Genomic DNA, 17,659 nt, shown 5'->3' with positions numbered 1-17,659 from the left:
GTCCGGCCCCGCACTCCCTCCGCTCCTCCGAGCCGAAAGGCAATCCTCCCGATGCACCAAGCCCTCATCGTGGCCCGCATGGCACCCGGTTCGGCGCCCGACATCGCCGGCCTCTTCGCCGCCTCGGACGCCGGTGAACTGCCCCATCTGGTCGGCGTCAGCCGCCGCAGTCTCTTCCAGTTCGGGGACGTGTACCTGCATCTGATCGAGTCCGACAAGGACCCCGGTCCGGCCATCGCGCAGGTCACCGACCACCCGGAGTTCCGCGACCTCAGCGACCGGCTCTCGGCGTTCATCAGCCCGCACGACCCGCAGACCTGGCGGGGGCCGAAGGACGCCATGGCCCAGCGCTTCTACCGCTGGGAGCGCGGCGCCGTCCGCTAGTGCGTACGGGTGCCCTTGCCGCCGCCGCTCCGGCAGGCCGGCCTGGGCACCCACGGCCACCGCTCGTAACGGGGGGAATTCGGCAGGTAGTTTTTACATGAATACCTGACTGAATTGCCGTCAATAAGCACTCCCTCTCTATCTCGATTCGATAACGACATCTCCCGAAAGGCCTGGACCTTTCCGGGTCGACGCGCGTAACTCCCTTGATTTCATTGCGAATTGACAGTTCATCAAATCGCGCCACCAGGTAACGGATAGATTTCTCGGACCCGGCTCCCGTTTGTCCGAATTCTCCGCGGCGTACGTCTGGCAAGCTTCCGCGCACCCACTCTCCTGACCAGGACTTGAGGTGCGCATGACAGCACAACGCACGGCCGGACGACGACGCAGACCGCGTGATCACCGGCGCAAACCCCGGCGCCTGATACTCCTCACCGCCGCCATGGCCACGGCGGCGGTGATCGCGGGCGGGATCGCCTATTCCGGCCTCGGCCCGGACGCCGAGGCGACCACCCCCGCACAGGCCTCGGGGGACGCCGCCCCCGCCGCACCGGCCGCCGCACCGGCCCGCGACGCGGAACCCGCCGCCCTCTCCTCCGCACCGGCGAACGAGAACGCCCGCGGCATGGTCTACGACGGACTGGCGGCCGCCCCCCGGGGCGACCGCTGCGTCGGCGTCTACCGCACCGACGCCGGCCTCTGCACCCACGGGCCCGACGCTCCCCCCGGGGGCGTGGACATCAAGAAGGACGTCCAGCCCGTGGTCCGCACCAAGGCCCCCGCGGCCGACCCCGCGGCCCCCGCCGCCGCCGACCCGGCCGCCACGGAAGGCGGCGGGCGTCCTCAGGACGCGCCCGCCGCCGACGCCCGCGGCGCGGGCGGCGCCGCCGCGGCCCCGGCCCCGCCGGCCTCCGGCAGCCAGGGCATCGCGGCCGGCCCGGCCGGACAGACCGTCCAGTGCGACGGCGACGGCACCTCCGGCAACCGCGTCCAGGTCGTCTACGCGCACGGCCCGGGCCGCGACCGGTACGCCGAGTACCTGGCCTCCTTCCGCAAGTGGGCGGCCGACGCCGACGTCATCTACGCGGCCAGCGCCAAGGAGACCGGCGGGATCCGGCACATCCGCTACGTCACCGCCGCCGACTGCACCCCGTCCGTGATCGGCATCGAGCTCCCCGACTCCGCGCTCGCGGAGTTCAGCGCCACCAACGCCGCGCTCGCCGCCAAGGGCTTCGACCGCCGCGACCGCAAGTACATGATCTTCGCGGACACCCAGATCTACTGCGGCATCGGCACCTTCAACGGCGACGAGCGGCCCGGCCAGAACAACCTGAGCAACTTCGGCCCCTCCTACGGGCGCACCGACTCGGGCTGCTGGGGCGGCCACACCGCCGCGCACGAACTCGGCCACAACCTCGGCGCGGTCAACAACAGCGCCCCCAACACCAGCCGCGGCGCGCACTGCACGGACGAGTACGACGTCATGTGCTACTCGGACACCCCGTACTACCCGCAGATGCGCAACGTGTGCACGAACCAGGCCTCCGAGAACATCCTGGACTGCAACCACGACGACTACTTCCACACCAGCCCGAAGCCGGGCAGCTACCTCGCGACCCACTGGAACATCGCCGACAACCAGTTCCTGATGCGCACCGACGGCGGCGGCACCGGCCCGAACCCGAACCCCGGCCCGACGGCGAAGCCCACTCCCTCCCCCTCGCCCACCAAGAAGCCGGGCGGCGGACCGGCCGTGACGGCCGGCCAGATCCAGTCCGACTCCGTGGTGCTGAGCTGGCCCCGCACCGAGGGCGCCGCCTGGTACCAGGTCCTGCTCGACGGCAAGCACCTGACCTGGGTGCAGTCCACCTCGCTGCGCGTCTACCACCTCAAGCCCGGCACCGCGTACACGGCGTCCGTCTCGGTCCGGGACGCCTCCGGCCGTGACAGCGGCCCCGGCAAGAGCGCGTCCTTCCGTACGACGGCCCCCGGCGGCACCACCACCGCCCCCGGCACCCGCTACGTGCTCGGCAACGGCAGCAGCGGCATGTCCGCCGAGCTGTGGGACGGCCGCACCGCCGACGGGACCGTCCTCGTGGCGGGCCGCACCAACGGCTACGCGCAGCAGCAGTGGTACTTCGACGACGCCGGGAGCGGCCTCGTACGGATCCGCTCCGCCGTGTCCGGCAAGTGCCTCCAGCCCGGCGGCGCCCCGGCCGCCGGCATGTGGGTCGCCCAGCGGCCCTGCGGCGACACGGCCGCCCAGCAGTGGCGGCTGGCCTCCCGCGACGGCGCGGTGACGGTCACCGACCCCGGCGGCGGCTTCGCCCTCACCGTCAGCGGCCGGCCCTACTACGGGAACTGGCTGCTCGACCTCCAGCGCGCGGACGGCCGTCCGGCGCAGGCCTGGACGGTCCGCAAGGCGGGCTGACCCGCCGGTCCGGAGGGCGGTCACCCCCACGGCCGCCCTCCGGCCCCACCCCGCGCCTCCCCACGCGGGCGACTCCCCGTACCGCGCCTCGTCCCCTCGTCCCCTCCCCCCTCCCCCACGCCTCACCCCTACCTCCCTCCTCCCGCCTGGAGCACCATGACCATGCGCCCCCGACCCCTGCGCCCGTCCCTCGCCGCCCCCGTCTTCGCCCTGCTGCTCCTCGCGCAGGCCCTGACGGTGGCACTGGCCGGCACCGCGCACGCCCACGGCGACACCCTGAAGGTGGTGATCACCGGTCAGCGCGACGCCCGCGTCACCGCCGACGTCACCTGGGAGAACGACGGTGATCCCGTCGAGGAGGCCGTGGCCGCCACCGTGAACGCGGTCAGCGCCGACGGCACCCGTACGGCGGGCCCGTGGCGGCTGGTCCGCGACCTCGCGGGCAGCGGGGCCGCCGCGTGGACGACGGCCGAGACGCTGCCGCCCGGCAGCTGGACGGTGACCGTCGACGCGGGCTTCCCCTCGCTGGGCCACGCCGAGCGGGAGATCGCCGTCCCGGTGGTGGACCCGGCCCCGACGGCCGCCCCGCCCGCTCCGGTGACCTCGCCTCCCCCGGGCCCGGTGGCCCCGGCCCCCGTACCGGCCCGGCCCGCCTCCACCGGCAGTGACGCCGGGACGGGCAGCGGCACCGGCCCCGGTACGGGCGGCGCCGCCTGGTGGACGACCGCCGGGGTGGCCGGGATCGCCCTGGCCGGCGCGGCCGCGGGCGTCCTGCTGCGCCGCAGGCGGCTGCGCCACCGCTGACGGAGTGTCGCCCCCGCGTCCCGGGCCCGGGCCCTGCATGGTGGTCCCGGCAGCGGCCGGAACGGTTCGACGGACCTGGCGGGAGAGGCACATGAAGGGCACCGAGGTGATCGCGGACGGCTTCGGACGCGTCCGGGAGGTGGTCCACGCGGCGGTCGAGGGGCTCTCGGCCGACCGGCTCAACGCGCGGATCGACCCGGCGGCGAACTCGGTCGCGTGGCTCGTCTGGCACCTGACCCGGGTGCAGGACGACCACGTGGCCGAAGCCGCCGGGCTCGACCAGGTGTGGACGGCCGGGGGCTGGGAGGAGCGCTTCGCGCTGGGGCTGCCCGCCGGGGCCACCGGGTACGGACAGACCGCGCGGCAGGCCGGGGCCGTGCGCGTGGACTCGTACGAGCTCCTGCTGGGCTATTTCGACGCGGTGCACGAACAGACCCTGGGCTGCGTGCGCGGGCTCGCGGAGACCGCCCTCGACCGCGTCGTCGACGAACGCTGGGACCCGCCGGTCACCCTGGGCACCCGTCTGGTCAGCGTCATCGCCGACGACCTCCAGCACGCGGGCCAGGCCGCCTATGTCCGGGGCGTCATCGAACGCCTGGAGTAGCGGGCTTAGGGTGGTGACCTGTGACGACACCTGTGAACTCCCGGTTCGGCGACCCCTTCCTGTTCGAGGCCGAACGGCACGCCGCGTGGGGCGCGGCGCAGCTGCGGACCCTGATGGCCTTCCTCCCCGAGGGCGACTGGAGCGCCGACCTCGACGCCTGCCTCTACCGGCAGGGCGGCCTGGAGCTGCGCGTGTCCGTACTGGGTACGTACGACGCCGCCGCGGGGTCCTGGATGTGGGGCTGGGCCAACCCGGGCCTCAGCGGCACCCCGGTGGTGGCGCTGGCCGCGCGCGCCGGGGAGTACGGGCGGGCTTACGGCATACCCGAGTTCGCGCACGAGGTGCTCGACCTGTCGGGGTTCGCCGACCCGGGCCGGGCCGCGGAGACGCTGGCCTTCGCCGCGATGGGGGTGCTCGGGGCGCCGGGCTACATCGGCGTGCAGGCCGGTCCGGACACGCGGCTGTACCTGCTGCCCGACGACCCCCGGGTGCCGTACGCCGCCTTCGACCCGGTGTCCCTCCCGAACTCGCTGACCTCGGCGACGGGCCTGATCGGCCATTCGCCGTACGCCCTGGTGGCCGGCTACTTCGAGCGCTTCGGCCTGCCGCAGCGGCAGGAGCCCGGCCGGATCAGCGCCGCGCTGCCCGGCGACGTGACGGCCGTGGTCGAGTTCGACGAGCTGGGCCGCATCGCGAACATCCGGATGACGCTGGGCGGGCACGCCTGATCCGTGCCCGGAGCACGCCCGGCCGCGTCCGGCGTCCGGCGTTCCGCCTCAGTCGGCCGGGGCGTGGTCGGCCGCGCCGGCCCAGCCCGTGTCCGCGGAGATGTCGAGCGTATGGGGGGCCTCGGGGTCGCGGAGGCCGTCCTGTACCTCGCACCGGCCGGTGCCCGCGCGGCTGGTGACGCGGTAGCGGGTGGCCGGGGGGACGGTGAGGTCCAGTCGGCCGGTTCCGGCGCGGGCGGTGACCCGGTCCGGGGGAGTCAGGAAGCGGATGTCCGCCCGGCCGGATCCGGTGCGGACGTCGGCCTGTCGGGAGGCGAGGCCGAAGGCGTGCAGGAGGCCCGTGTCGGCCGTCGCCCGCAGGGGTCCGCGCAGGCCCTCCAGGACCAGGGTGCCGGAGTCGGTGTCCGCGTCGACGGGCCCTTCCAGGCCGCTGACCGTGATGTGTCCCGAGGTGCCGGACACCTTGAGCGGGGTCCCGGTGGGCACGCTCACCGCGAGGCGTACCGAGCAGCCGGGCCCGTCGGCCCGGTCGAGGGTGTCGCCGGGGCAGTGCGGGGTCAGCCGGAGGGTGTCGCCGAGCCAGCTCCGTTCGATCTCGGGCCGCCCGAACGCCCAGCGGACATCGGCGCGGTAGCCGACCTCGCCGTCTCCGCGCGCGGTGACGCGGATGTCGGCGGCGCCCGCCACGATCTCCACGGCGGCCGCCGTCCGGCCGTCGCTGCCGCCGCGCAGGACGCCGCTCTGCCCGCTGCCGTGCGTCCAGACCTGCCAGCCGGCCGGCAGCAGCACCAGGACGCAGCCGAGGGCGGCGGCACCGTGCCAGGCCCCGCGGTGCTTGCGGCGGGCCGCCGGGTCCGGCGCCGGACGGTCCGCCGCCGGCGTCACGGGGTGCCGTCCAGGAAGCGCAGGACGGCGAGGACGCGGCGGTGGGCCTCGGCGGCCGGGGGCAGGTCGAGCTTGGCGAAGATGTTGTTGATGTGTTTGGCCACCGCGCTCTCGCTGACGACGAGTGCGCCGGCGATGGCCGCGTTGGAGCGGCCCTCCGCCATCAGCGCGAGGACTTCGCGCTCGCGCGGGGTCAGCCGCTCCAGCGGGTCCGGGCCGCCGCGCCGCAGCAGGAGCTGGGCGACGACCTGGGGATCGAGGGCGGTGCCGCCCGCGGCGACGCGGCGCAGGGCGTCGATGAACTCCTCGACGTCGGCGACGCGCTGCTTGAGCAGGTAGCCGATGCCGGAGCCGCTCCGGGCGGCCAGCAGGTCGGCGGCGTAGCGCTCTTCGACGTACTGGGACAGCAGCAGCACGGCGGTGCCGGGGTACTGGCCGCGGATCACGAGGGCGGCCCGGACGCCCTCGTCGGTGAAGCCCGGGGGCATCCGGACGTCCACGAGGGCGAGTTGGGGGCGGTGTTCCTCGACGGCGGCGAGCAGCCCCTCGGCGTCGCCGGTCTCGGCGCACACCTCGAATCCGGCCATTTCGAGGACTTTGACAAGACCTATGCGCAGGAGGACGGAGTCCTCGGCGATCACAGCCCGCACGGCAGCTCCACAGTGACGACGGTCGGGCCCCCGACGGGGCTGTTGATCAATATCGTTCCGTCGACCGACCCTACGCGTTTGCGCAGGCCGACCAGTCCGGTGCCGCCCGCCGGGTCCGCACCGCCGACGCCGTCGTCGGTGACGACGACGCGCAGCAGGTCCGCGCGGCCGGCCGGGACGCGGGTGACGCGCACCGAACAGCGGTGTGCGCGGGCGTGTTTGGCGACGTTGGCGAGGGCTTCGGAGACGACGAAGTAGGCGACGGCCTCGATGGTGGGGCCCGGGCGGTCGGTGAGGTCCACGGCGAGGTCGACGGGCAGCGGGGCGCGGGCGGCGATCCCGGAGAGCGCGGCGTCCAGGCCGCGGTCCTCCAGGACGGCCGGATGCAGGCCCCGTACCAGGTCGTTGAGTTCCTCGATGGCTTCCTTGGCCTCGCGGTGGGCCTCGTCGATGACGGCCCGGGCTTCGGGAGGCAGGCCGGGGAGGGTGGCGCGGGCGATGCCGAGGTTCATGGCGAGGGAGACCAGCCGCTGCTGGGCGCCGTCGTGCAGGTCGCGTTCGATGCGGCGGCGTTCGAGGTCGGCGGCGTCCAGGACGCCGGCGCGGCTCTCGGCGAGGTCCTCGACGCGCCGCTCCAGTTCACGGGCTCGGCTGGGGCCGAGGAGGGCGGTCGCGGCGAGGGTGTCGAGCCGGGTCAGGGCCGCCGCGGCCCAGGGTGCGGCGCACAGCAGCAGGGCGCCGAGCACGGTGATCACGTCGTACTCGGCGGCCAGGCCGGGCAGGTGCAGCAGTTGGTCCGGGCGCAAGAGCCAGGACCATCCGTACACGCCGGCCGCGGCGGCGCCGCCCACCCAGGCGAGGACGAGGAGGACGGCGGCGGTGGCCATGAAGGGGCTGACCGCGAGGTGGTAGCCGAGTTGGCGCCAGGTGGACTCGGAGCGCAGCCGCTCGGCGGTCCCGGACGGGGTCCACCAGGGGTGCGCGTGGCGGACGGCCGGGACGTCCAGGTCGAGCAGCGACCAGAAGCGGCTGCGCTGGAGCGCCGTCAGCAGGGGGCTCAGCACGACGGCGGGCAGCAGCGGGCCGGGGCTGTGGCCGGGCCGCGTGGCGACGAGCAGGCAGCCGAGGAGGAGGGGCAGGGCCGGCGGGATGGCGGCGGCGGCGAAGGCCGTGTTGCGCCGGGCCCACGCCGACCAGGGGGTGTGCGCGGCGATCCAGGTGTACGTACGCCTCAACGCGCCGCGAGTTGCCATGCCCGTACGGTAATCGCACTGGTCAGGGCGGTGCCATCACCCTGGTGCCCGGTGGGGGGTGGCGCAGGCACCACCCCCGGTTCGGACGGTGGAGCTACTGATCTTCGCCGCGCGGGGAACCAGAGTGGGGGTGTGCCCGGCGGACGGTCCGGCGGGCCGGAGGGAGCCCCGTCACCATGAGCCTCGTCGCCCCGCGGATCCAGGTCCGGCGCACCGGCCGCCTCTCGACGCTGCTCACCGGCGCCGGGATCGCGCTGGTGCCGTGGATGGCGGTGCTCGCGATGACGATGCCGGCGACGGCGGGGGTGTCCCACTGGTCGGCCGCGTGGATCGGGCTGGACGCGATGCTGGCCGTCGGGCTCGCCGGGACGGGGGCGCTGCTGCGCAAGGGGGACCCCCGGGTCTCGCCGGTGGCGGCGGCCACCGCCGCACTGCTCCTGATGGACGCCTGGTTCGACGTCACCACCTCGGCGGGCACGAGCGGTCAGGGCATGGCGCTCGTGCTGGCGCTCGCGGCGGAGCTGCCGATGGCGGGGCTGTGCGCGGCGGTGGCCGCCCGGCGCGCGGTTACTCGATGACGAGCTCGACCGGGATGTTGCCGCGGGTGGCCTTGGAGTACGGGCACACCTCGTGGGCCTGCTTGACGAGCAGGGCGCCGGTCTCGCCGGCCAGGGACTCGGGGAGCTCGATGCGCAGGGTCACGGCGAGGCCGAAGCCGCCGGCGTCCTGGCCGATGGAGGTCTCGGCGGTGACCGAGATGTCGCCGGTGTCGATCTTCGACTGGCGGCCGACCAGGCCGAGGGCGCTGGCGAAGCAGGCGGCGTAACCGGCGGAGAAGAGCTGCTCGGGGTTGGTGCCCTGGCCGTTGCCGCCCAGCGCCGGAGGCATGGCGAGCGCGAGGTCGATCTGGCCGTCGGAGCTGACGGCGCGGCCCTCACGGCCGTTGGCGGTGGCGACGGCGGTGTACAGCGCGTCCATCGGGAGGTCCTTTCAGAGGGGCGGAGCGGCCGGTGGCCGTTCCTCGCTCACTAATAGACCACACAATTCAGTTGTGCACAACTCAATCGCTTACGGGTGTGCTCCGGTACACTGGCCCCATGACCGAGCAGCCCGTGGACACCCTCCGCGACCAGGACTTCCTCCGCCTCGACGGGCAGATCTGCTTCGCGCTCAACGCCGCGACCCGCGCGTTCGGGGGCCTCTACCGCGTCGTCCTGAAGGACCTCGGGCTGACCTACCCGCAGTACCTGGTGATGCTGGTGCTCTGGGAGCGGGGCACGACGCCGGTCAAGGAGCTGGGCCTGCGCCTGCGCCTGGACTCGGGCACGCTCTCCCCCCTGCTCAAGCGGCTGGAGGCGGCGGGCCTGATCCGGCGCGAGCGCAGCACGCTCGACGAGCGCTCCGTGCGCGCGGTCCTGACCGAGGAGGGCACCGCCCTGCGCGAGCGCGCGGTGGAGGTGCCGCGCCGGATCGCCGCGGCCACCGGCTTCGACCTCGCCGAGATCCGCGACCTCCAGGTACGCCTGGGCCGCCTCACCGCCGCCCTGGACGCCGCCGCCCCGCAGGACTGAGGTCCGGGGGGCTGAGCTTCGGGGGCCGGCCTTCGGGCGGCCGAGCTCCGGGGGGCTCGCTCAGGAGCTGCGCTCCATGGTCGGGCGCAGGCGCTCCAGCAAGGCGTGGAGGGTGGCACTCTCCGCCTGGTCGAGGGTGTCCAGCGCGCCGTGCGTCGCCTGCATCTCCTCACGGACCCGGCGGATGATCTCGCGGCCCTCGTCGGTCGCCACGACGTTCTTGACCCGCCGGTCGGCCGGCGCGGCCTCGCGGCGGACCAGTCCGCGCGCCTCCAGACGGTCCACGATCCCGGTGACGTTCGAGGCGTCGCAGGCCAGGAGGGTGGCGAGGCCGCGCATCGGCACGGGGCCGTCGAGCTGGGCGAGGACCTTGGCCTGGGTCGAGGTGAGCCCGTGCCGGGCGGCCGCGGCGGCGAAGTCCCGCCACTGCGCGGTGCCGATCGCGGCGAGCAGTTCGAGCAGTTCGAGCTTGGTGGGGCCGGCGGGGCCCTGTGGGGCAGTGGCACTCATACCTTCGGAGCGTACTCCAGGATGCTTGACATTATCAACCTTTTACTTGACCACCTTAACTATTGATGGCTACCTTCGACCAAGTACTTGATGACATCAAACATCTGCGTCCTGAAGCAGTAAAGAAGGTCCTGCCAGTCATGAGCTCCGCCGCATCCGCCCCCGCCGAAGCGAGGAACAGGAACGAGACGGTCATCGTCTTCGCCCTGAGCCTCGCCGCCATGGTCGTGTCGATGATGCAGACCCTGCCCGTACCGATCCTGGGCCTGATCCGCAACGACCTCGGCACCTCCACCGCCAACGTCAGCTGGGTGACCACCGCCACCCTGCTGTCCGCCGCCGTCTTCACCCCCCTGCTCGGCCGCTTCGGCGACCAGCACGGCAAGAAGCCCACGCTGGTGGCCGTCCTCGGTGTCATGGTCGCGGGGTCCGTCGTGGCGGCGCTGGCGACCTCGCTGCCGCTGCTGATCCTGGGCCGCGTGCTCCAGGGCGCGGCCACCGCGATCTTCCCGCTGGCCCTGTCCGTGCTGCGCGAGGAGGTCCGGCCGCAGAAGCTGCCCGGTGCCATGGCGCTGGTCAGCGGCACGCTCGCGTTCGGAAGCGGGCTGGCGCTGGTCGCCACCGGTCTGCTCACCTCCGGCGAGGACGCCGACTACCGCAACGCCTTCTGGATGGCCACGGGCTTCGCCACGCTGGCCCTGCTCGCGGTCGTCTTCCTGGTCCCGGCCACCCGCCACAAGACCGGCGGCCGTACCGACTTCCTCGGCGCGCTGACCCTCGGCATCGCCCTGCTGCTGCTCCTGCTGCCCATCTCCCAGGGCCACGAGTGGGGCTGGGCGTCCGCCCGCACCCTCGGCAGCTTCGCGGGCGCGGCCGTCATGACCGCCGTCTGGGTCCTGGTCGAGCGCAAGGTGCGCGAACCCCTCGTCGACATGAAGATGTTCGTCCACCGCCCGGTGCTCATGGCCAACCTGGCCGGCATCCTCGTCGGCTTCGGCATGTTCGCGAACTTCCTCGGCGTCTCCTACCTCGTGCAGATGCCCGAGAAGCTCACCGGCTACGGCTTCGACGCGTCCATCCTGCGCGCCTCCGTACAGTTCCTGCTGCCCGGCGCGATCGTCTCGCTGCTCGCCTCCCCCGTCGGCGGGCAGCTGGTGCGCCACCGCGGTCCGCGGATCGCGCTCGCCCTGGCCGCCGCGCTCGGCGCCGCCGGGTTCGGCTGGCTGGCCCTGGACCACGGCCACACCCTCTCGGTGATCGGCGCCGGTCTCGTCGTCGGCGCGGCCGTCAGCTTCGGCTACGCGGCCATGCCGGCCGTGATCATGTCCAGCGTCCCGCACCACCAGAGCGGCATCGCCAACGGCATCAACTCGATCTCCCGCAGCACGGGCAGCGCGATCGGCAGCGCCATCGTCACCACGATCCTGGCCTCCAAGACGATCGAGCACCTGCCGCCGGGCGTTCCCGCCCTGCCCGCCGAGTCCGGCTTCACCCTCACCTTCGGGATCGGGGCCGCCGCCTTCGCACTGGTCGCCCTGATCAGCTGGCTCGGACTGCGCTCCGGCCACGGCCCGCGCAAGGACGTGACCGCCGGCTCCGTTCCGGCCAAGCCGGCCGCCACGGAGAAGGTCGCGGCGAAGGTCGCGGCGAAGGTCGCGGACACCGCCGACGCCGTCTGATTCCGTACCGCTTCCCCCCGCTGCCCCCCGGTCCCCCGGACCGGGGGGCAGCGGCGCGTCCGGGGCCGAAACCCCTGGAAGGGACGCCCGGCCGCCCTCCGGGCCGCGTTGTCAGTGGGCCTCGCTAGTCTCCCGACATACCGCAGCTCACCGGGCGTTGACGCCCTCCTTCGGGCTGCGCAAGAGCATTTCCGGACGGGCGGGAGGGGCACGGCTGATGGCGTGGCTGGCGTTGGACGAGGGGTACGAGATCTCCCTCGTGGAGGGACGGGTCGCGGTACGGCGGCCCGCGGGGCGGCAGTTGAAGACGGTCCCGAAGGCATTGCGCGACCACCCCGAGGTGGACCGGCTGCGCCGGCTCGCCGAGTGGCTCGACCGGCACGAGGCGGCCTGCGCCGCCCAGGTGGACACCTGGATGGTGTCCTCCCTGCCGGTCCCCACCGTCCTCCTCGCCCGGGTGTGGCCCGACACGGCCTGGCAGGCCGCCCTGCGCGACCTGGCCGTCGTCCCGGACTCCGACCCCGACGAGGTGGGCTTCCTGCGCGACGCCACCGCCGAGGGCGAGTTGAAGGTGGTCAACCTCGACGGTGAGACGGTGCGCCTGCGCCCGCGCACCGTGACCCTGCCGCACCCGGTGCTGCTGCCCGATCTGGAGGACGTACGGGAGTTCGCGGCCGAGCTGGGCATCGTCCAGCGGGTCGAGCAGATCCACCGGGCGACCTGGGCGAAGCCCGCCGACCCGGCACCGGCCGCGACCGAGGTCCAGGACTACGCGGGCGGCGTCTTCCCCACCCGGTTCAGCCTCGCGGCCCGCGCCACGAGCCTCGGCTACCGGGTCTCCGGCGGCTACGCCACCTGCAAGGTGCGTGACACGGGCCGGGCGGTGGAGGCGGCCGTGTGGATCGGCGAGCCGTACTGGGAGGACGACACCCGGACCGGGCCGCTGAACTGGCACGACGGGGAGGGCCGGGCCGTCCGGCTCGGCGAGGTCGGGCCGGTGGCCTGGTCCGAGGGGATGCGGATGGCCGCGGCGCTGTACGCCGGGCGCACGATCGAAGAGGGCGGGGACGCATGAGCACCACCGACACCATGAACACCACTGACACCACCGTCGGGGAGAACGCCGGGCTGCTCGCCGCGGGCGCCGTGCTGCCCGCCGACGCCACCGGTGCCGGGCCGTCCGCGGTGCCGCTCACCGCGCGGACATACCGCCACCCCGCTCTCGGGGACGAGCGGGTCGTCGTACGGCTCGCCGCCGCCGAGCTGGGCGCCGCCGAGGACCTCGCGGCGGGCTTCCTGGGCCTCGTGCCGCAGGGCGAACCGCCCGTCGTCGGTCTCGGCCGGCGCCAGGCGCTCGGCTTCCCCGAGTGGGTGCTCGTGCACCACCCCGAGGACGGCCACCACGCCCTCGCCGTCGTTCCCGAGCTGGACCGGCTCGCCCGGCAGGCCAAGACCAAGCCGAAGGCCGCCCTGGACGCCTGCCACGAGCTCGCCGAGCGGCTCGCCGCCGCCGTCCCGCACTTCCTGCCCGTCTTCCACGAACAGGCCGCCCGGATCTTCCTCGGCGTCGAGAACACCACCTACGCCGCCCAGCTGTTCGGCCGGGCCCGCGCGAGCGAGGCGCGGTACGGGCTGACCGTCGACGAGGACCGCCTCGACGCCGTCTTCCTCGAATTCGCCCTGGCCGGCGCCCTCCCGGTGAAGGTCCTCACCGGATACGGCAAGGAGCTGGCCCTGCGGGTCTCCCCCGCCGAGGCCTTCACCCGCTTCCGCCGCCTGTGCGTACGCCGCACCGCGGGCGGGCTCGCCCCGTCCGCGCAGGCCACCACCGAACTGCGCCGCCTCGCCCGGGCCGCCCGGCTGGACGGCGGCGAGGCCGAACAGGAATACCTGGCCGAACTGCTGCCGCTCCCCGCCACCCTGCGGGCGGCGGCCGGCTGGTGGAAGTCCCACCGCACCGCCCTCGTCGCGCTGGCCCGGCGCGTGCCCTCCGTACGGGGCACCCTGCTCGGGATGACCCCGGGCAGCGGCGGCGAGGCGGGCGAACTGGCCGCGTTCTGGCTGGAGGTGCTGGAGGAGTCCGGCGCCACCGCCGCACTGGCCGACGGCAGCCTCCCCGCCGGGGAACGCTGCGCCGACGGCACCGCCGGCTGGCTGGAGCGCTTCCACACCGCCCGCCACTCCGGCTGGGGCAACCCGCCCGCCCTGCCCGCCCTGCTGGCGCTCGTCACCCGCTGCGCCGAGCAGCTGCGCGCCGAACTCGCCGCCCCGGGCCGCGAGGAGGGCCTGCGCCTGGCCCTCCAGGACGTCAACCTCATCGACCTGCTGCTCTCCCTCGGCCTGCCCGTCGCCGACCCCGGCGCCGACCGGTCCGGGTTCATGGGACTGGACCGGTGGGCGCAGTCGCCCGAGCCCCGCGACCTGCGCGCGCTGTGCGCCGACGAACGGCTGCGGCCCGCGTTCCTGCGCACCCTGAACAGCACCCGCCACCAGCACGGCCCGGCCCACCGCGACACCGTCCGCAAGCTCGCCGCATGCCCCGGCAGCAGCCCGCTGGTCGCCGACTGGGTCCGCCAGGTGGCCGCCGAGTCCACCGCGGCCGCCCTGCCGGATCTGCCGGAGGCGATCCGGCGGCTGACCTGGCTGCCGGCCGAGGCGCTCGCGCTCGCCCCCCGGGAGGTCTCCCGGGCCGCCTCGGCCGACCTGGGCGAGATCCTCGCCCGCACCCTGCGCGGCGGCCTGCTGGAGGAACTGGCCTGGCCCGCCTGGGAAAGCGCCGTCGCCGAGCTGTCCCCCGCGAACGGGCGCCGGCACCTGACGGTGATGGACGCCTGGCCGTACGTCATCGTCGCCAACGCCACCCAGGTCCGCGTCCTCGACGCGGATTCCACCGTACTCACGCACGACCTGCGCATCCCCACGAACACCGGCCACCACCGGCACGGCTTCCACTACGCCGACGGCGACCTGCTGGTGTTCTGGGTCCGCTACGACGGCGCCGTACAGGGCTACTGGCTCAGCGCCCCCGGTGACGTCCTGACCCTGGACTCCCGCGCCACCTACTGGTCGGTGCGCTCCGAGCACGTGACGCTGCCCCTGCCGGGCGGCGGCCGCACCACCGGCGCCGGGGTGCTGCACCGCGGCGACAGTCTGCTGCCCGCCGAGCGGCCGGTCATCGGCGACGGCACCTCGTACTGGACCTGGGAGCCCGGCGGACGGCGGGGCGGGGAGCACGACGAGGCTGGCTGGGCCGAGTACGACCCCGCCACCGGGGTCCACGGCCGGCGCTCCCTGCCCGGCTTCTTCGCCGACGCCCTGCGCGACCACCCCGCGGGCGCCACCCTGGGCGGCGAGCCCGGCCAGAACTGGCTGCGGCCGACGCCCACCGTCGCGGGTTCGGTGCTGGGCGCGCCCGTGAGCGGCGTGCTCGGCTGGCGCACCGTACGCCTGCCGGGACAGGGCTGGCACGGCTGCGACACCGCCGGACGGGCCGTCGCCCTCGGCGAGGGGCACCACCACCCCCGCCACGCGGTGACCCTGCCCGGCGACGACCGGCCCCGCGCCGTCTCCTGCGACTGGCGCACCCTCACCCTGCACGACCCCGAGGGCGTCCCCGTCTCGCGGATCACCGGCGACCACCACACCGAGGCGTACTCCGCGCGGGGCGCCGAACTCCCGCCGCTCCCCTACTGGTACTGCCTGCGCGCCCGTGACCCCGAGGGCTCGGCGGCGCTGCGCGCGGTGGACACGGCCACCGCCACCGCCCTGTGGAAGGCGGCCGACGCGGCCGCGAAGGGCGAGGACGTGGTCCCGCTGGTGCGGGCCGCCCTGCCGGGCGTCACCGCGCCCGCGCTGCTCGCCGGCGTGGTCGCGGCCGTGCACGCCGCCCGCGTCCAGGGCAGGGCGCTGGCCCAGGTCGCCGACTCCCTGACCCGGGGGCCGAAGGGACCGCGCACCGCCCCCGCCGACCGGGGCCCCCGCGACCACCTGCTCGACGGCGCCCTGGACGGCCTGGTGGGCTCCGGCCACTACCGCTACGGCGGGGACAACGACGCCACCTACCGGTTCCTGCGGGAGCTGGCCCGGGCGGCCGCCGACACCGCCGCCCCGGGCGTGCCCGGACGGCTCCACCTGGACGTCCCGAAGGTGGCGTACTCGGCGTTCCCGTGGACCGCTCCGTTCCTGGAGCAGCCCGCGGCGGTCGCGTACCGGATGGCGGTCACCGGCACCACCGAGGAGCAGCGCGCCGCCCTGCGCCGCGTCCTCGGCGAGGTAGACGCGCTGGGCCTGGACGCGGCCGCGGGATCCGCCGCGCGCTGGCGGCGCGTACGGGTCCGGCTGGAGGAAGGCCGGCTCACGGGCGACACCGGGCGCGAGCGCGACCTGCGCCACCGCTGCGTCATGCCGCTCGGCGGGGGCGCCCTGCTCGCCGTCACCGGGCAGGGCGAACAGTTGCCCGGGGGGCTGGAGTTCGAGGCGCTGCTGCACGACCCGGCCGGGGCGTTCACCCTTCCGGCGCCCTACACCGGGGTGGGGCCGGGCGCGACCGTCGGAGACCCGGACCGGGCGGCGGGCTGGCTGGCGGCCTTCCTCACGGAAGCGGACGTACGCGGACCGGCCCCCTGGTTCCCGCAGGCCGCCGAGGAGTTCGGGCGGCTGACCGGGGTGTCGGCCGCCGTGGCGCGGCTGGTGCTCGCGGGTCTGCCGCGCGTGGACTCGTACGAGCAGGGGTTCCTCTCCCCCGAACTGCGCGCCGCCCTCGGGGTGAAGGCCACCGAGGCCGTGCACGCCCGCGACGACCTCAAGGACCTCGGCTTCGACGTGCGCCGCGAACTTGTCGCCGCGCTGCTGCCCGCCGACCCGGCACTGCTGTGGACCGAGGGCCCCGACGCGGCCGCCGCCGCGCGGGTGTGGAACCAGCGCGTGGGCCGCCGTACGCCGGTGCCCGAGTGGCTGCTCGCCGACGCCGCCCGCGAGGTGCGCACCGGCTGGCGGCCCCACCGCGCGCTGCCCGCCCTGCTGGACCCGGCGGCGTCGGCGGTGCTGTCCGCCGACGTCGAGTGGGCCGTCAAGGGGGACCACGCCGAGCCCGTGGCCCCCGTCACCCGGCCCTTCGACGCCTCGGCGCTGACCGGGGCGGCGGCCCTGACCGCCTGGCTCGCGCACCGGCTGCCCGCCGGGCATCCCGTACGGGCCTGCCTGCCGCCCGTGCTGACCGCGGTCCGCCAGCGCCTCGCCGCGCCCGGACTGCTGCTGGCGGCGGGGCACTACACGAGCCTGTCCGGCTTCCGGAAGGCGGCCGGCGCCCCGACCGAGACCGGCCCGGGGTTCGAGCGGTACGGCGCGGTGGTCCTGGCCACCCACGACGACCGGCCCCGGCCGGCGCTACGGACCTCGCTGCTGGACTCCACCGGCTCGGACCCGTACCTGCCCCTGCTGCGCGGCACCGACCAGCAGCCTTCCGCGCCTGAGGCGGCGCTGCGCCTGGCGCACGACCCGGGCTTTGCGGCGCTGCTCGCCGACCCGGGGGCGCCGGTGGCGGGCGCGGTGGACAAGGACGGCACCTGGTGGGCGCAGGATCCGAGCCGCAGCGTGCCGGAGCTGGTGGCGCAGGCGGCCGACGCGTACGGGCTGGGCGCCGACGCGGCCGCCCTGTACCTCGTCCTGCTCGCCATGCCGGACCCCACCGACCGCAACACGGTGCGCTGGACGGGCTGGAAGCCGGCCCGGATGAAGGCCGCCCGGGCCGAACTGGCCGCGACGGAGCTGGTGGTGACGGCCGGCCGCACCCGGGCCGGGCGCACCCTGTTCCTGCCGGGCGGCTGGGCGGAGCCGGCGTCGCCGGTGCTGCCGGTCGAACGGTGGAAGCTGCCGATGTACTCCCTGGCCGCGCCGGGCGGCCACCCGGTGCTCGGGGTGCTCGTCCCCACCGAGCCGGCCGCCGAGCTGTACCGCCGGGCGTGGGCGCGGGTCCGGGAGGGCGACGCGCCGCGCTTCGAGCAGCTGAAGGTGAAGCGCACGGCGGCGCGCCGCCGCTGAGCACACCGGACGGGGGACGGGACGTGCCCGCCCGGGCCCGCCCCCGTCCCGGGAGCCCCAGGTGCGGGGCACCCGATGTCCCGAGCCTTCCAGGCCCTCCAGGTCTTTGAGCCCTTCG

The 17,659-nt window shown here is 75.0% G+C and carries 15 protein-coding genes; 10 read left to right on the top strand and 5 right to left on the bottom strand.

Going from position 1 to position 17,659, the window contains the following annotated elements; genetic code table 11:
* Nucleotides 1-51 precede the first annotated feature (51 nt).
* The 5 genes from ACFYYT_RS02780 (at nt 52) to ACFYYT_RS02760 (ending at nt 4,954) form a co-directional block, all read left to right on the top strand.
* Nucleotides 52-384 (top strand): TcmI family type II polyketide cyclase, encoded by a 333-nt coding sequence (locus ACFYYT_RS02780; RefSeq protein ID WP_351831202.1) that lies wholly within the window; start codon nt 52-54, stop codon nt 382-384.
* Nucleotides 385-742: 358 nt separating this feature from the next.
* Nucleotides 743-2,818 (top strand): RICIN domain-containing protein, encoded by a 2,076-nt coding sequence (locus tag ACFYYT_RS02775; protein ID WP_385364343.1) that lies wholly within the window; start codon nt 743-745, stop codon nt 2,816-2,818.
* 162 nt (nt 2,819-2,980) lie between these two features.
* Nucleotides 2,981-3,622 carry a hypothetical protein gene (locus tag ACFYYT_RS02770; protein WP_351829256.1) on the top strand — a complete coding sequence of 214 codons (642 nt, stop codon included), beginning with the start codon at nt 2,981-2,983 and terminating at the stop codon, nt 3,620-3,622.
* A 91-nt stretch (nt 3,623-3,713) separates the two neighbouring features.
* Nucleotides 3,714-4,226: a DUF664 domain-containing protein gene (locus ACFYYT_RS02765; RefSeq protein WP_351829259.1), complete on the top strand. Its 513-nt coding sequence runs from the start codon at nt 3,714-3,716 to the stop codon at nt 4,224-4,226.
* A 20-nt stretch (nt 4,227-4,246) separates the two neighbouring features.
* Nucleotides 4,247-4,954, top strand: a complete 708-nt coding sequence (locus tag ACFYYT_RS02760) for a DUF6882 domain-containing protein (protein ID WP_351829262.1) — start codon at nt 4,247-4,249, stop codon at nt 4,952-4,954.
* Nucleotides 4,955-5,002: 48 nt separating this feature from the next.
* Here ACFYYT_RS02760 and ACFYYT_RS02755 read toward each other — a convergent pair whose 3' ends face one another.
* Genes ACFYYT_RS02755 through ACFYYT_RS02745 form a run of 3 tightly spaced genes read right to left on the bottom strand, consistent with a single transcriptional unit; the run spans nt 5,003 to nt 7,742 of the window.
* Nucleotides 5,003-5,839 carry a hypothetical protein gene (locus tag ACFYYT_RS02755; protein WP_351829265.1) on the bottom strand — a complete coding sequence of 279 codons (837 nt, stop codon included), beginning with the start codon at nt 5,837-5,839 and terminating at the stop codon, nt 5,003-5,005.
* Entirely contained in the window at nt 5,836-6,489 is a 654-nt protein-coding gene (locus ACFYYT_RS02750) for a response regulator transcription factor (RefSeq protein ID WP_351829268.1), read from the bottom strand. The genes ACFYYT_RS02755 and ACFYYT_RS02750 overlap by 4 nt, the downstream gene beginning before the upstream one ends.
* The gene (locus ACFYYT_RS02745; protein WP_351829270.1) at nt 6,477-7,742 is read right to left on the bottom strand and encodes a sensor histidine kinase; all 1,266 of its coding nucleotides are present in this window, start codon (nt 7,740-7,742) and stop codon (nt 6,477-6,479) included. Before ACFYYT_RS02745 ends, ACFYYT_RS02750 begins: the two co-directional genes overlap by 13 nt.
* Nucleotides 7,743-7,918: 176 nt before the next feature.
* Between ACFYYT_RS02745 and ACFYYT_RS02740 the strand changes: the two genes are divergently transcribed.
* Nucleotides 7,919-8,320 (top strand): hypothetical protein, encoded by a 402-nt coding sequence (locus ACFYYT_RS02740; RefSeq protein ID WP_351829271.1) that lies wholly within the window; start codon nt 7,919-7,921, stop codon nt 8,318-8,320.
* Here the strand turns inward: ACFYYT_RS02740 and ACFYYT_RS02735 are convergent.
* The gene (locus ACFYYT_RS02735) at nt 8,310-8,720 is read right to left on the bottom strand and encodes an organic hydroperoxide resistance protein (RefSeq protein WP_351829273.1); all 411 of its coding nucleotides are present in this window, start codon (nt 8,718-8,720) and stop codon (nt 8,310-8,312) included. The genes ACFYYT_RS02740 and ACFYYT_RS02735 overlap by 11 nt on opposite strands.
* 119 nt (nt 8,721-8,839) lie before the next feature.
* Here ACFYYT_RS02735 and ACFYYT_RS02730 point away from each other — a divergent pair, with 119 nt between their 5' ends.
* Nucleotides 8,840-9,313: a MarR family transcriptional regulator gene (locus ACFYYT_RS02730; protein WP_351829276.1), complete on the top strand. Its 474-nt coding sequence runs from the start codon at nt 8,840-8,842 to the stop codon at nt 9,311-9,313.
* Nucleotides 9,314-9,373: 60 nt separating this feature from the next.
* Here ACFYYT_RS02730 and ACFYYT_RS02725 read toward each other — a convergent pair whose 3' ends face one another.
* On the bottom strand, nt 9,374-9,823 hold the full coding sequence (locus ACFYYT_RS02725) for a MarR family transcriptional regulator (RefSeq protein ID WP_351829278.1): 450 nt from the start codon (nt 9,821-9,823) through the stop codon (nt 9,374-9,376).
* Nucleotides 9,824-9,963: 140 nt separating this feature from the next.
* Here ACFYYT_RS02725 and ACFYYT_RS02720 point away from each other — a divergent pair, with 140 nt between their 5' ends.
* The 3 genes from ACFYYT_RS02720 to ACFYYT_RS02710 all read left to right on the top strand — a co-directional run bounded on the left by ACFYYT_RS02720 (nt 9,964) and on the right by ACFYYT_RS02710 (nt 17,541).
* Entirely contained in the window at nt 9,964-11,502 is a 1,539-nt protein-coding gene (locus ACFYYT_RS02720; protein ID WP_351829281.1) for an MFS transporter, read from the top strand.
* A 217-nt stretch (nt 11,503-11,719) separates the two neighbouring features.
* Entirely contained in the window at nt 11,720-12,577 is an 858-nt protein-coding gene (locus tag ACFYYT_RS02715) for a DUF4132 domain-containing protein (RefSeq protein ID WP_351829282.1), read from the top strand.
* Nucleotides 12,574-17,541 (top strand): DNA-binding protein, encoded by a 4,968-nt coding sequence (locus ACFYYT_RS02710; RefSeq protein ID WP_351829283.1) that lies wholly within the window; start codon nt 12,574-12,576, stop codon nt 17,539-17,541. The genes ACFYYT_RS02715 and ACFYYT_RS02710 overlap by 4 nt, the downstream gene beginning before the upstream one ends.
* Nucleotides 17,542-17,659: the final 118 nt, after the last annotated feature.

Origin of the sequence: Streptomyces sp. NPDC002032 (assembly GCF_042890765.1) — a bacterium.
GTDB lineage: Bacteria > Actinomycetota > Actinomycetes > Streptomycetales > Streptomycetaceae > Streptomyces.
This window is presented reverse-complemented; position numbering and strand designations above follow the sequence as displayed.

Excerpts from the sequence above, each read along its gene's own strand:
- ACFYYT_RS02780 (WP_351831202.1), top strand. The coding sequence starts at position 52 with ATGCACCAAGCCCTCATCGTGGCCCGCATGGCACCCGGTTCGGCGCCC.
- ACFYYT_RS02775 (WP_385364343.1), top strand. The coding sequence starts at position 743 with ATGACAGCACAACGCACGGCCGGACGACGACGCAGACCGCGTGATCAC.
- ACFYYT_RS02770 (WP_351829256.1), top strand. The coding sequence starts at position 2,981 with ATGCGCCCCCGACCCCTGCGCCCGTCCCTCGCCGCCCCCGTCTTCGCC.
- ACFYYT_RS02765 (WP_351829259.1), top strand. The coding sequence starts at position 3,714 with ATGAAGGGCACCGAGGTGATCGCGGACGGCTTCGGACGCGTCCGGGAG.
- ACFYYT_RS02745 (WP_351829270.1), bottom strand. The coding sequence starts at position 7,742 with ATGGCAACTCGCGGCGCGTTGAGGCGTACGTACACCTGGATCGCCGCG.
- ACFYYT_RS02740 (WP_351829271.1), top strand. The coding sequence starts at position 7,919 with ATGAGCCTCGTCGCCCCGCGGATCCAGGTCCGGCGCACCGGCCGCCTC.
- ACFYYT_RS02735 (WP_351829273.1), bottom strand. The coding sequence starts at position 8,720 with ATGGACGCGCTGTACACCGCCGTCGCCACCGCCAACGGCCGTGAGGGC.
- ACFYYT_RS02730 (WP_351829276.1), top strand. The coding sequence starts at position 8,840 with ATGACCGAGCAGCCCGTGGACACCCTCCGCGACCAGGACTTCCTCCGC.
- ACFYYT_RS02725 (WP_351829278.1), bottom strand. The coding sequence starts at position 9,823 with ATGAGTGCCACTGCCCCACAGGGCCCCGCCGGCCCCACCAAGCTCGAA.
- ACFYYT_RS02720 (WP_351829281.1), top strand. The coding sequence starts at position 9,964 with ATGAGCTCCGCCGCATCCGCCCCCGCCGAAGCGAGGAACAGGAACGAG.
- ACFYYT_RS02715 (WP_351829282.1), top strand. The coding sequence starts at position 11,720 with ATGGCGTGGCTGGCGTTGGACGAGGGGTACGAGATCTCCCTCGTGGAG.
- ACFYYT_RS02710 (WP_351829283.1), top strand. The coding sequence starts at position 12,574 with ATGAGCACCACCGACACCATGAACACCACTGACACCACCGTCGGGGAG.